A 12,829-nucleotide genomic window follows, 5' to 3' on the forward strand; every position below is an offset into this window, starting at 1 on the left:
GCGTCGAGATTCTTATGGATAAATTGATTATTACTGGCGGCGTTCGTCTTGATGGCGAAATCCGCATCTCCGGGGCAAAGAACTCTGCCCTGCCGATCCTGGCTGCAACCCTGCTGTGCGATGGCCCGGTAACCGTTGCCAACTTGCCGCACCTGCACGACATCACCACCATGATCGAGCTGTTCGGCCGCATGGGCATCGAGCCGGTGATCGACGAGAAGCTCAGCGTCGAAATCGACCCGCGCACCATCAAGACCCTGATCGCACCGTACGAACTGGTGAAAACCATGCGTGCATCGATCCTGGTGCTGGGCCCTATGGTTGCCCGTTTCGGTGAAGCCGAAGTCGCACTGCCTGGCGGTTGCGCCATCGGTTCGCGTCCGGTTGACCTGCACATCCGTGGTCTCGAAGCCATGGGCGCGGTCATCGACGTCGAAGGCGGCTACATCAAGGCCAAGGCGCCAGAAGGCGGCTTGCGCGGTGCGCACTTCTTCTTCGACACCGTCAGCGTGACCGGTACCGAAAACATCATGATGGCCGCCGCTCTGGCCAAGGGCCGCAGCGTGTTGCAGAACGCCGCTCGCGAACCTGAAGTCATCGACCTGGCGAACTTCCTGATTGCCATGGGTGCCAAGATCACTGGCGCCGGCACCGACACCATCACCATCGATGGCGTTGAGCGTCTGCACCCGACCACCTACAAAGTGATGCCTGACCGTATCGAAACCGGCACCTACCTGGTGGCGGCAGCCGTGACCGGCGGTCGCGTGAAGGTCAAGGACACTGATCCGACCATCCTTGAAGCCGTCCTGGAAAAACTCCGCGAGTCGGGTGCTGAAATCACCTGCGGCGAAGACTGGATCGAGCTGAACATGCACGGCAAGCGGCCGAAAGCCGTCAACGTGCGGACCGCTCCATACCCGGCGTTCCCGACTGACATGCAGGCGCAGTTCATCTCCCTCAACGCCATTGCCGAAGGCACCGGCGCTGTGATCGAGACGATCTTTGAAAACCGCTTCATGCACGTTTACGAACTGCACCGCATGGGCGCTCACATCCAGGTCGAAGGCAACACAGCCATCGTCACCGGCATCGAAAAGCTCAAGGGCGCGCCAGTCATGGCCACTGACCTGCGTGCTTCGGCCAGCCTGGTGATCTCGGCGCTGATCGCCGAAGGCGACACCCTGATCGACCGCATCTACCACATCGACCGTGGTTACGAGTGCATCGAAGAGAAGCTGCAGATGCTCGGCGCCAAGATCCGCCGCGTACCGGGCTAGTTTCTGCTGTATGGGCACAGGGAGGTGCCCACTGGTTTCGTTTCAAGTCGAGGGTGTCTTTTCATTATTGAGAACACCCTCGAAGTGTGTCCGGCGCCGTTTGCGACCGGGCATCAGTAGCCTGATAAGGACTGACGTTTCCCATGTTGACCATCGCACTGTCCAAGGGCCGCATCCTTGACGACACCCTGCCGCTTCTGGCTGAAGCGGGCATCGTGCCGACCGAGAATCCGGACAAGAGCCGCAAGCTGATCATCCCCACGACCCAGGCCGACGTGCGTCTGCTGATCGTGCGCGCCACCGATGTGCCGACTTACGTCGAGCATGGTGCCGCGGACCTGGGCGTCGCGGGTAAAGATGTGCTGATGGAATACGGCGGCCAGGGGCTGTACGAGCCTCTGGACCTGCGCATTGCCCTGTGCAAGCTGATGACCGCCGGCCGTGTCGGCGACGTGGAGCCCAAGGGCCGCCTGCGCGTGGCGACCAAGTTCGTCAACGTTGCCAAGCGTTACTACGCCGAGCAGGGCCGTCAGGTCGACATCATCAAGCTTTACGGCTCGATGGAACTGGCGCCGCTGATCGGTCTGGCGGACAAGATCATCGACGTGGTCGACACCGGCAACACCTTGCGTGCCAATGGCCTGGAACCCCAGGATTTCATTGCCGACATCAGCTCCCGGCTGATCGTCAACAAAGCTTCGATGAAGATGCAACACGCCCGTATCCAGGCGTTGATCGACACCCTGCGCAAGGCAGTGGAGTCTCGACACCGCGGCTGATTCACCTGCGCGACGTTAAGTCGCGCCCGTCTATCCGCCTCATAGCCAGAATTCTCAGGTGCCCAAGCGGATCGATGGTAGCTTCGGGTACCTGAGTTTTCGCCATTCCTATGAGGCTCTCGCTATGACCGCACCGACTGCAATTCGCCGACTCAACGCTGCTGACCCGGATTTCGCGCATCATCTGGATCATCTGCTGAGCTGGGAAAGTGTGTCTGACGACTCGGTCAATCAGCGCGTGCTGGACATCATAAAAGCCGTGCGCGAGCGTGGCGATGCGGCGTTGGTGGACTTCACCCGGCAGTTCGACGGCCTGGACGTTGCGTCCATGGCGGATCTGATCCTGCCGCGTGAGCGCCTGGAACTGGCCCTGACCCGGATCACTGTGCCTCAGCGTGAAGCGCTGGAAAAAGCCGCGACCCGAGTGCGCAGCTACCACGAAAAGCAGAAACAGGACTCCTGGAGCTACACCGAAGCCGACGGCACGGTGCTGGGCCAGAAGGTCACGCCGCTGGATCGCGCTGGCCTTTACGTGCCGGGCGGCAAGGCGTCGTACCCATCCTCCGTCCTGATGAACGCGATTCCGGCCAAGGTCGCCGGTGTGACCGAAGTGGTCATGGTGGTACCGACTCCGCGCGGTGAAATCAACGAACTGGTACTAGCCGCGGCCTGCATTGCCGGTGTCGACCGCGTCTTCACCATTGGCGGCGCGCAAGCGGTTGCCGCATTGGCGTACGGCACTGAAAGCGTGCCGAAGGTCGACAAGGTGGTTGGCCCGGGCAACATCTATGTTGCCACCGCCAAGCGCCACGTGTTCGGCCAGGTCGGCATCGACATGATCGCCGGCCCATCCGAGATCCTCGTGGTGTGTGACGGCCACACCGATCCGGACTGGATCGCCATGGACCTGTTCTCCCAGGCCGAGCACGACGAAGACGCCCAGGCGATCCTGGTCAGCCCGGACGCCGAGTTCCTCGACAAGGTCGCCGCCAGCATTGCCAAACTGCTGCCAACCATGGAACGCGCCGAGATCATCGAAACCTCGGTCAATGGCCGTGGCGCGCTGATCCAGGTTCGTGACATGGAGCAAGCCATCGAAGTGGCCAACCGTATTGCGCCGGAACACCTGGAGTTGTCGGTGGCCGATCCGCAAGCCTGGCTGCCGCTGATCCGTCACGCGGGCGCGATCTTCATGGGCCGTCACACCTCCGAAGCCCTGGGCGATTACTGCGCAGGTCCGAACCACGTATTGCCGACCTCCGGCACCGCGCGGTTCTCTTCGCCACTGGGTGTGTACGATTTCCAGAAACGCTCGTCGATCATCTTCTGCTCCGAGCAGGGTGCGTCCGAACTGGGCAAAACCGCTTCCGTGTTGGCCCGTGGCGAGTCCCTGACTGCCCACGCCCGCAGTGCCGAATACCGCATCGTTGACGAGCAAAAGGGGAACTGAACATGAGTAAATTCTGGAGCCCGTTCGTCAAGGATCTGGTGCCTTACGTGCCGGGCGAGCAGCCGAAACTGGCGAAGCTGGTAAAGCTCAACACCAACGAAAACCCTTACGGTCCATCGCCAAAAGCCTTGGCGGCGATGCAGACCGAACTCAACGACAATCTGCGCCTGTATCCGGACCCGAACAGCGATCTGCTGAAAAACGCCGTGGCTGCGTATTACGGCGTGAAGGCCAATCAGGTGTTCCTCGGCAACGGTTCCGATGAAGTCCTGGCGCACATCTTCCACGGCTTGCTGCAACACGACAAAGCGGTGCTGTTCCCGGACATCAGCTACAGCTTCTATCCGGTCTATTGCGGGTTGTATGGCATCCAGTTCGATGCGGTGCCGCTGGACGAGCAGTTCCAGATCAACCCGGCGGACTACGCCAGGCCGAACGGCGGGATCATCTTCCCGAACCCGAACGCGCCAACCGGTTGTCTGTTGGCGCTGGACGCCGTTGAGCAAATCCTGAAAGCCAGCCCGGATTCGGCCGTGGTGGTGGATGAGGCTTACATCGACTTCGGCGGCGAGACGGCGATCACTTTGGTGGACCGTTATCCGAACCTGCTGGTGACTCAGACCCTGTCCAAGTCCCGCTCACTGGCTGGCCTGCGCGTTGGTCTGGCGGTGGGGCATCCGGATTTGATCGAGGCGCTGGAGCGGATCAAGAACAGCTTCAACTCCTATCCTCTGGATCGCCTGGCAAATGTCGGGGCTGCCGCCGCGTTTGAAGACCGTGAATACTTCGACAAGACCTGCCGGTTGGTCATCGAGCATCGCGAGTGGGTGGTTGCGCAACTGGAAGGGAAGGGCTTTGAAGTGCTGCCGTCGGCGGCGAACTTCATCTTCGCGCGCCATCCGAAGCATGACGCGGCGGGATTGGCTGCGAAGCTGCGTGAGCAAGGCGTGATCGTTCGGCACTTCAAGCAGGAGCGGATTGCACAGTTCCTGCGGATCTCCATCGGCACGCCTGAGCAGAACAAGGCGCTGATCGACGGCCTCGGCGACCTCTAAGCCATCCCCCGGCCCTGTGGGAGCGAGCCTGCTCGCGATGAGGTCATAACATTCAGCATTGATGTTGAATGCAAAACCGCTATCGCGAGCAGGCTCGCTCCCACAGGGGGGTGTGTCTTACTCGTGATGCGGTTCGCCCAAAAACGTCAACGAACTGAACAGCCCGCGTGTCGCTACATCCGGATTGTCCTTGAGCACAATCTCCATCTGCGCCGAAATCACATTCAACCCCTCATTACGCACCACCACCTGCGCCCGGCCATCCTTATCGGTCTCAGTGCTCAACGTATTCGGCGCGCTGCGATAGTCGCCAGTCAACTTCACTCCCGCCGCCGGTTTTCCATCCAGTAGCACCCGCACCGGCAGCAACTTGCCCGGCCCGACTGTCAGCGGATCGACCTCCGGCAGAATCAGCAGTTTCAGTTGATCAAGCTTCGGCAACTCCGCCCCCGGCTGATAGATCGCCAGACTGTATTTGAAAGTCTGTGTCGACTCGATCGCCCCCGGTACTTTACTGCGTCCTTCATTGATCCATTTTTTATCCGCCGTCTGCGACCACATGCCGTTGTCCAGTGCCACCGCCATCACGGCGGGCGGCTTCAGCGGTTGCAGGCGTGCGTGATCGGCCAGGCGTTGCACGGTCACCGGGATCATTTTGCCGCTGACGTCATAGGCCCAGGCGCCGCTGATTTTCTGCGCCTTGAAGGCGTTGTCTTCGGCACCATGGCCGTAAATCACTTCGATGTTGCCACGACGTTGTTCGGTCCAGAGGCCATGGGCCGAGACCTGGCCGGTAAACAACAGGCCGAGCAGCAGGCCGAGCAGTGCGGGATTGAGGTGGTGCACGGGAACTTCCTTTTACAGATTGAGTGTGAGGCTGACGGTGAAATTGCGCGGCTCGCCGGGGTTGACCCAGTAATTGCTGTACGAGCGCTCGTAGTATTTTTCGTCGAAAAGGTTGTTCAGGTTCAGGCCGAGAGTGACGTTTTCACTGGCCTTGTAATGGGCCAGCAAGTCGACGGTGTGGTAGGCCGGCAGTTCGAAATCGCTGCCGGATTCGCCCGAGCGATCGCCGACATAGGTGAACGCCGCGCCGACGTCCGAACCTCGTAGACGGCCATCCTGAAATTCATAGACGCCCAACAGACTGCCGCTGCGCTTGGCGACGCCGAGGATGCGGCTGCCAGTGGGAATCACCTTGTCGCCTTGAGTGACCTCGGCGTCGATGTAGGCGAATGCACCGATCACCCGCACGGCGTCCGTCACTTGCCCGGTGACTTGCAGGTCGAATCCCTGGCTGCGAGCCTTGCCCATGGCGCGGCTGGTGTCCGTGCCCGGGTCGAGTGCGAGGACGTTTTCCTTTTCGATATGGAAGGCGGCGAGGGTGGTACTCAGGCGGTCATCGAACAGCTCGCTCTTGATCCCCACTTCGTAACCGACGCCTTCTTCCGGGTCGAAGGATTTGCCGCCAGCGTCCAGGCCGTTGTTCGGTTTGAACGAGGTGGAGGCGTTGGCGAACAGTCCGACTTCGGGTGTCAGCTGATAGAGCAGGCCGGCCCGCTGGGTCAATGCATCGTGGCTCTGGCGGTTGGTGGCGCCGCGGCTGTGATCGTCGATGCTTTGCTCAAAGTGTTCGAAACGGGCCCCGAGCATGCCGCGCAGTTTGTCGGTGAAGACGATCTGGTCCTGAAGGTTCAGCGCCTGGCTTTCGACGTGCTCAAACAAATCCGTACCGGAGCGCGTGCCGTTGGGTTTCGGCTGACCGTAGATGGGCTGATAAACGTCGATGGCGTAGGGGCCGCCCGCAATGGTCGTGACCCGTTCGTTTTTGCGGAAGTTCTCGTACTCGGTGCCAATCAGCAATTCGTGCTGCCAGCTACCGAGGTCGAACAAACCGCGCAATTCGAGCTGGGTGATGCTGTCGTGCCAGTTGGTATCGCGCTCGCGGTAGCGTCGGTTGAGGGTGTGGCCGTCGGCATTCAACGGGCGATTTTCGGAAGCGTAGCCCCAGAGTTTGCCTTCCTTGTAATGGCTGGCCAGCCGCAGTTTCCAATTGTCGTTGAGATGGTGTTCGAGCGTGGCTTGCAGCAGGTTGTTGTGGTTGTCGATGTTGCCGTCATTGGGTTCGCCAAGGAATGTCGAGCGAGAAACGCCACTCCATTTATTGTTCGGCGCAACGATGCCGCGGTCGAACGTGGAGCTGTGACGGACGAATTCGCTTTCCACCAACAGGCTGGTGTCCGGGTTCAGTTGCCAACTGAAGGAGGGCGCGACGAATACTCGCTGACTGTCGACGTGATCGCGGAAGCTGTGGTTGTCCTCGACGGCCAGGTTGATTCGCGAGAGCACGTTGGCGTCGTCATCCAGCGGCGTGTTGACGTCGAGGGCGGTGCGATAGCGATCCCAGCTGCCGGCGCTGGTGTGCAGGGTGGTGAACGCTTCGGGTTGCGGTTTTTTGGTGACGATGTTCACCGTGCCGCCGGGATCGCCGCGTCCATAGAGACTGGCGGCGGGGCCTTTGAGCACTTCGATACGCTCGATGTTGGCCGCGTCCGGCGTGCTCGGATAACCCCGGTTGGCGCTGAAGCCGTCCTTGTAGAACTCCGACGTGGTGAAGCCGCGCACGCTGTATTCGTAAAGCGTCAGGCCGCCGAAGTTGTTCTGCTTCGACACGCCGCCGGCAAAATCAAGGGCACGTTCGACGCTGGTGCTGCCCAGGTCGTTGAGCACGCTGACGGGAATGACGCTGATGGATTGCGGGATCTCGCGGATCGCGGTGTCGGTTTTGGTCGCGCTGGAAGACCGCGTGGCGCGATAACCCTTGACCGGGCCGGTGGGCGATTCGTAGTCGGAGGTGACGCTGATGGCGTCCAGTTCGAGGGTGCCGGGCTTTTCGGCGAAGACCGGATCCGCCAGCAGGCCAAGGGCAAGACTTGCCACGGAAACCATTGTTCGAGACGACATGTTATGTTGTTCCAATATAGATATTGAAACAATATAACATGTCCAATGAGAATGTCTTCTATTAGCCCGAGATCCTCGGGCTGGCGTCAGTCTTCTTCTTTTTCTTTCTCTTTCTCTTTAGCCGGCGCCGGCGGGGGGCGCAGGCCGATCTCAGCGGTGAGCTTCAGCTCTTTGCCGTTGCGCATCACCTGAATGGTGACCTTGTCGGTCGGTTTGATCCGCGCGACCTGGTTCATCGAACGACGACCATCGCCGGCCGGTTCGCCGTCGATGCTGAGAATCACGTCACCCAGTTGCAGGCCGGCCTTCTGCGCCGGACCGTCGCGGAAAATCCCTGCGACCACAATCCCCGGGCGTCCCGACAGGCCAAACGACTCCGCCAGTTCCTGACTCAATGGTTGCACTTCGATGCCGAGCCAGCCGCGAATCACCTGGCCGTGTTCGATGATCGACTTCATCACTTCCATGGCCAGTTTGACCGGGATCGCAAAACCGATGCCTTGCGAGCCGCCGGACTTGGAGAAAATCGCTGTGTTGATGCCGGTCAGGTTGCCGTTGGCGTCCACCAGCGCACCGCCGGAGTTGCCGGGGTTGATCGCGGCGTCGGTCTGGATGAAGTCTTCGTAGTTGTTCAGGCCCAGCTGGTTACGCCCGGTGGCACTGATGATGCCCATGGTCACGGTCTGGCCGACGCCGAACGGGTTGCCGATGGCCAGGGCGACGTCACCGATGCGGATATTGTCGGAGCGGCCGACGGTAATCGATGGCAGGTTTTTCAGATCGATCTTCAGGACCGCGAGGTCGGTTTCCGGATCGCTGCCGATTACCCGGGCCAGGGTTTCGCGACCATCCTTGAGCGCGACCACAATCTGGTCGGCGCCGCTGGTGACGTGGTTGTTGGTCAGTAAGTAACCTTCCGGGCTCATGATCACGCCCGAGCCCAGGCTCGACTCCATGCGCTTCTGCTTGGGCGAGTTGTCGCCGAAGAAGCGGCGGAACTGCGGATCTTCAAACAGTGGATGGTTCGGTTTGTTGATGACTTTAGTGGTGTACAGGTTCACCACCGACGGCGCGGCGGTGGTCACCGCGTCGGCATAGGACACCGGACCTTGCTGCATGGTGGTGGTTTGCGGGGCTTGCTGCAGGTTGACGTCGAGGCTCGGAAGCCCGACCCACTGCGGGTAACGCTGGATGATCAACAGAGCGATAAGCACGCCGGCCAACAGCGGCCAGCCGGAAAAACGCAGCGCCTTGAGCATTAAGCACGTCCTGAGAGGTTGCAGGCGGTATGAGACCGCCCATAATGTCGCGCATTATACGAGGCGCAGCTCGCCTCTGAACGGGATATTTAGGAGTCTTTTATGGCCGTCGCTCTGAGCACCCTGGTCGAAGAAGCCGACCGTTACCTTAACAGTGCCAGGATTGCCGATTACTGCCCCAACGGCTTACAGGTCGAAGGCCGCCCGCAAGTGATGCGCATCGTCAGTGGCGTCACCGCCAGCCAGGCGTTGCTGGACGCCGCCGTCGAAGCGCAGGCCGATCTGGTGCTGGTGCATCACGGCTATTTCTGGAAGGGCGAGAACCCGTGCATCACCGGCATGAAGCAGCGCCGGTTGAAAACCCTGCTCAAGCACGACATCAGCCTGCTGTCCTATCACTTGCCGCTGGATCTGCACCCGGACGTCGGTAACAACGTGCAGTTGGCGCGTCAGCTCGACATCACGGTCGAAGGCCCGCTGGATCTGGACAACCTCAAGGTTGTCGGCCTGGTCGGCTCGTTGAACGAACCGATGACACCGCGTGATTTTGCTCGTCGTGTGCAGGAGGTCATGGGTCGCGAACCGCTGCTGATCGAAGGCAGCGAGATGATTCGTCGTGTTGGCTGGTGCACCGGTGGTGGCCAGGGTTACATCGATCAGGCGGTGCTGGCCGGGGTCGATTTGTACCTCAGCGGCGAGGCTTCCGAACAAACCTTCCACAGCGCCCGGGAAAACAACATCAGCTTCATCGCCGCCGGTCACCACGCCACCGAGCGTTACGGCGTGCAGGCATTGGGCGACTACCTGGCCCGGCGGTTTGCCCTTGAGCACATCTTCATTGATTGCCCGAATCCGATTTGAGATCACACCACAGATCAAATGTGGGAGCGGCGGTGCGACGATTCGACTTGCTCGCGAAGGCATACTGACATTCAACATTGATGTTGACTGATCCACCGCTTTCGCGAGCAAGCTCGCTCCCACAGTGGTTTCGGCGCCCAAACGAGGGGGTATATTCATATACCCTTTCGATCTAGTCGGCGTCCTGATTAGAAGAGGTCGCTGTGCTAGGATTCCCCGCTCGAACACGGCCCGCTGGCCGTCCATAAGATCGTTTTCGTGAGTAGCCATGGTCGACAAACTGACGCATCTGAAACAGCTGGAGGCCGAAAGCATCCACATCATCCGCGAGGTCGCCGCCGAGTTCGATAACCCGGTGATGCTGTACTCCGTCGGTAAAGACTCCGCCGTGATGCTGCACCTTGCGCGCAAGGCATTCTTCCCGGGCAAACTGCCGTTCCCGGTGATGCACGTCGACACCCGGTGGAAGTTCAAGGAAATGTACGCGTTCCGCGACCGCATGGTCGAAGAGCTCGGCCTGGACCTGATCGTGCACGTGAACCCCGATGGCGTCGCGCAGGGCATCAACCCGCTGACCCACGGCAGTGCCAAGCACACCGACATCATGAAAACCGAAGGCCTGAAACAAGCCCTCGACAAGTACGGTTTCGACGCCGCTTTCGGTGGCGCTCGCCGCGACGAAGAGAAGTCCCGTGCCAAAGAGCGCGTGTATTCCTTCCGCGACACCAAGCACCGCTGGGACCCGAAAAACCAGCGTCCAGAGCTCTGGAACGTCTACAACGGCAACGTTAACAAGGGCGAATCCATTCGTGTGTTCCCATTGTCGAACTGGACCGAACTGGACATCTGGCAGTACATCTACCTCGAAGGCATCCCGATCGTGCCGCTGTATTTCGCCGCCGAGCGCGACGTCATCGAGATGAATGGCACCTGGATCATGATCGACGACGAACGCCTGCTCAATCACCTGAGCGACGAAGACAAGGCGCGCATCGTCAAGAAGAAGGTCCGTTTCCGTACGCTCGGTGACTACCCGCTGACCGGTGCGGTCGAGTCCGAGGCCACCAGCCTGACCGACATCATTCAGGAAATGCTCCTGACGCGAACTTCCGAACGCCAGGGCCGGGTCATCGACCACGATGGCGCAGGCTCGATGGAAGAAAAGAAACGTCAGGGTTATTTCTAAGGGGTTGTCATGTCGCACGTATCTGATTTGATCAGCGAGGACATCCTCGCCTACCTGGGCCAGCACGAACGCAAGGAAATGCTGCGCTTTCTGACCTGTGGCAACGTCGACGACGGCAAGAGCACCCTGATCGGGCGCCTGCTGCACGACTCCAAGATGATCTACGAAGATCACCTGGAAGCCATTACCCGCGACTCGAAAAAAGTCGGCACCACCGGCGAAGACATCGACCTGGCGTTGCTGGTCGACGGCCTGCAGGCCGAGCGTGAGCAGGGCATCACCATCGATGTCGCTTATCGCTATTTCTCTACCGCCAAGCGCAAATTCATCATCGCCGACACCCCAGGCCATGAGCAATACACCCGCAACATGGCCACCGGTGCATCCACCTGTGACTTGGCGATCATCCTGGTCGACGCCCGCTACGGCGTGCAGACCCAGACCCGTCGCCACAGCTTCATCGCCTCGTTGCTGGGCATCAAGCACATCGTTGTCGCCATCAACAAGATGGACCTCAACGGCTTCGACGAAACCGTCTTCGAGTCGATCAAGGCCGATTACCTGAAGTTCGCCGAAGGCATCGCGTTCAAGCCGACCACCATGGCCTTTGTGCCGATGTCGGCGCTCAAGGGCGACAACGTGGTGAACAAGTCCGAGCGCTCGCCGTGGTACACCGGCCAGTCGCTGATGGAAATTCTCGAGACCGTCGAGATCGCCAACGACCGCAACTACACCGATTTGCGTTTTCCGGTGCAGTACGTCAACCGTCCGAACCTGAACTTCCGTGGATTCGCCGGCACGCTGGCGAGCGGCGTCGTGCACAAGGGCGACGAAGTCGTTGTGCTGCCGTCGGGCAAGAGCAGCCGCGTGAAGTCCATCGTCACCTTCGAAGGTGAGCTGGAACATGCCGGTCCAGGTCAAGCGGTGACGCTGACCATGGAAGACGAGATCGACATCTCTCGCGGCGATCTGCTGGTGCACGCCGACAACCTGCCGCAAGTGACTGACGCCTTCGACGCCATGCTGGTGTGGATGGCCGAAGAACCGATGCTGCCGGGCAAGAAATACGACATCAAGCGCGCCACCAGTTACGTGCCGGGTTCGATCACCAGCATCGTCAATCGTGTTGACGTGAACACCCTGGAAGAAGGTCCTGCCAGCGCGTTGCAACTGAACGAGATTGGTCGGGTCAAGGTCAGCCTCGACGCCGCGATCGCGCTGGACGGTTACGCCAGCAACCGCACCACCGGTTCGTTCATCGTGATTGATCGTTTGACCAACGGCACCGTTGCCGCCGGCATGATCATCGCTCAGCCGTTGGCGCATGGCAGCAGTACGCACCACGGCAAACTGGCGCACGTGGCCACCGAAGAGCGCGCTCAGCGTTTCGGCCAGCAACCGGCCACCGTGTTGTTCAGCGGCTTGTCGGGCGCGGGCAAAAGCACCTTGGCCTATGCGGTTGAACGCAAGCTGTTCGACATGGGCCGTGCGGTGTTTGTACTCGATGGCCAGAACCTGCGTCACGACCTGAACAAAGGTCTGCCACAGGATCGCGCCGGACGTACCGAGAACTGGCGCCGTGCCGCGCACGTTGCGCGTCAGTTCAACGAAGCCGGCCTGGTCACCCTGGCGGCCTTTGTGGCGCCGAGTGCTGAAGGTCGTGAGCAAGCCCGGGAACTGATCGGCAAGGAGCGTCTGCTGACGGTCTACGTCCAGGCTTCGCCGACGGTCTGTGCCGAGCGTGACCCACAAGGCCTGTACGCAGCGGCCGGGGATAACATCCCGGGCGATTCCTTCCCGTACGACGTGCCGCTGGACGCCGACCTCGTGGTCGACACCCAGTCGCTGTCGCTGGAAGAAAGCGTCAAGCAAGTGCTGGATCTGCTGCGCAAGCGTGGCGCGATCTAAGCGTTAGCCGCTCCAATAAAAAACCCGCCGATGAGTGATCATCGGCGGGTTTTTTTGTGGGTCAACTCGGTCAACTGTGGGAGCTAG

10 protein-coding genes are annotated in these 12,829 nt (G+C 60.4%); 7 read left to right on the top strand and 3 right to left on the bottom strand.

Features of this window, described 5'->3' with window-relative positions; genetic code table 11:
• Positions 1–14 precede the first annotated feature (14 nt).
• The 4 genes from murA to hisC all read left to right on the top strand — a co-directional run bounded on the left by murA (position 15) and on the right by hisC (position 4,564).
• Positions 15–1,280 (top strand): UDP-N-acetylglucosamine 1-carboxyvinyltransferase, encoded by a 1,266-nt coding sequence (murA, locus tag ACA072_RS04410; protein ID WP_109627995.1) that lies wholly within the window; start codon positions 15–17, stop codon positions 1,278–1,280.
• A 143-nt stretch (positions 1,281–1,423) separates the two neighbouring features.
• The gene (gene hisG / locus ACA072_RS04415; RefSeq protein WP_007901570.1) at positions 1,424–2,059 is read left to right on the top strand and encodes an ATP phosphoribosyltransferase; all 636 of its coding nucleotides are present in this window, start codon (positions 1,424–1,426) and stop codon (positions 2,057–2,059) included.
• 124 nt (positions 2,060–2,183) lie between these two features.
• Complete coding sequence (gene hisD / locus ACA072_RS04420) at positions 2,184–3,509, top strand: histidinol dehydrogenase (RefSeq protein ID WP_497623357.1); 1,326 nt, start codon at positions 2,184–2,186, stop codon at positions 3,507–3,509.
• 2 nt (positions 3,510–3,511) lie between these two features.
• Positions 3,512–4,564: a histidinol-phosphate transaminase gene (hisC, locus tag ACA072_RS04425; RefSeq protein ID WP_497623358.1), complete on the top strand. Its 1,053-nt coding sequence runs from the start codon at positions 3,512–3,514 to the stop codon at positions 4,562–4,564.
• 117 nt (positions 4,565–4,681) lie between these two features.
• Here hisC and ACA072_RS04430 read toward each other — a convergent pair whose 3' ends face one another.
• The 3 genes from ACA072_RS04430 to algW all read right to left on the bottom strand — a co-directional run bounded on the left by ACA072_RS04430 (position 4,682) and on the right by algW (position 8,787).
• Positions 4,682–5,410, bottom strand: coding sequence for a DUF4198 domain-containing protein (locus ACA072_RS04430; RefSeq protein ID WP_497623359.1), 729 nt, complete (start codon positions 5,408–5,410; stop codon positions 4,682–4,684).
• 12 nt (positions 5,411–5,422) lie between these two features.
• A complete protein-coding gene (locus tag ACA072_RS04435; protein WP_497623360.1) occupies positions 5,423–7,528 on the bottom strand; it encodes a TonB-dependent siderophore receptor in 2,106 nt (701 codons plus the stop codon).
• 86 nt (positions 7,529–7,614) lie between these two features.
• The gene (gene algW / locus ACA072_RS04440; protein WP_497623361.1) at positions 7,615–8,787 is read right to left on the bottom strand and encodes a Do family serine endopeptidase AlgW; all 1,173 of its coding nucleotides are present in this window, start codon (positions 8,785–8,787) and stop codon (positions 7,615–7,617) included.
• 102 nt (positions 8,788–8,889) lie between these two features.
• Here algW and ACA072_RS04445 point away from each other — a divergent pair, with 102 nt between their 5' ends.
• From ACA072_RS04445 to cysN, 3 genes are all read left to right on the top strand, one after another.
• The gene (locus ACA072_RS04445; RefSeq protein WP_497623362.1) at positions 8,890–9,648 is read left to right on the top strand and encodes a Nif3-like dinuclear metal center hexameric protein; all 759 of its coding nucleotides are present in this window, start codon (positions 8,890–8,892) and stop codon (positions 9,646–9,648) included.
• Between the two features lie 268 nt (positions 9,649–9,916).
• Positions 9,917–10,834: a sulfate adenylyltransferase subunit CysD gene (gene cysD, locus ACA072_RS04450; protein WP_090175435.1), complete on the top strand. Its 918-nt coding sequence runs from the start codon at positions 9,917–9,919 to the stop codon at positions 10,832–10,834.
• Between the two features lie 9 nt (positions 10,835–10,843).
• Positions 10,844–12,742 (top strand): sulfate adenylyltransferase subunit CysN, encoded by a 1,899-nt coding sequence (cysN, locus tag ACA072_RS04455; protein WP_497623363.1) that lies wholly within the window; start codon positions 10,844–10,846, stop codon positions 12,740–12,742.
• Positions 12,743–12,829 lie beyond the last annotated feature (87 nt).

The organism is Pseudomonas sp. LBUM1656 (genome assembly GCF_059716065.1).

What these genes read in the sequence shown, in the direction of transcription:
- murA (WP_109627995.1), top strand. Translation starts at nt 15, where the DNA reads ATGGATAAATTGATTATTACTGGCGGCGTTCGTCTTGATGGCGAAATC.
- hisG (WP_007901570.1), top strand. Translation starts at nt 1,424, where the DNA reads ATGTTGACCATCGCACTGTCCAAGGGCCGCATCCTTGACGACACCCTG.
- hisD (WP_497623357.1), top strand. Translation starts at nt 2,184, where the DNA reads ATGACCGCACCGACTGCAATTCGCCGACTCAACGCTGCTGACCCGGAT.
- hisC (WP_497623358.1), top strand. Translation starts at nt 3,512, where the DNA reads ATGAGTAAATTCTGGAGCCCGTTCGTCAAGGATCTGGTGCCTTACGTG.
- ACA072_RS04435 (WP_497623360.1), bottom strand. Translation starts at nt 7,528, where the DNA reads ATGTCGTCTCGAACAATGGTTTCCGTGGCAAGTCTTGCCCTTGGCCTG.
- algW (WP_497623361.1), bottom strand. Translation starts at nt 8,787, where the DNA reads ATGCTCAAGGCGCTGCGTTTTTCCGGCTGGCCGCTGTTGGCCGGCGTG.
- ACA072_RS04445 (WP_497623362.1), top strand. Translation starts at nt 8,890, where the DNA reads ATGGCCGTCGCTCTGAGCACCCTGGTCGAAGAAGCCGACCGTTACCTT.
- cysD (WP_090175435.1), top strand. Translation starts at nt 9,917, where the DNA reads ATGGTCGACAAACTGACGCATCTGAAACAGCTGGAGGCCGAAAGCATC.
- cysN (WP_497623363.1), top strand. Translation starts at nt 10,844, where the DNA reads ATGTCGCACGTATCTGATTTGATCAGCGAGGACATCCTCGCCTACCTG.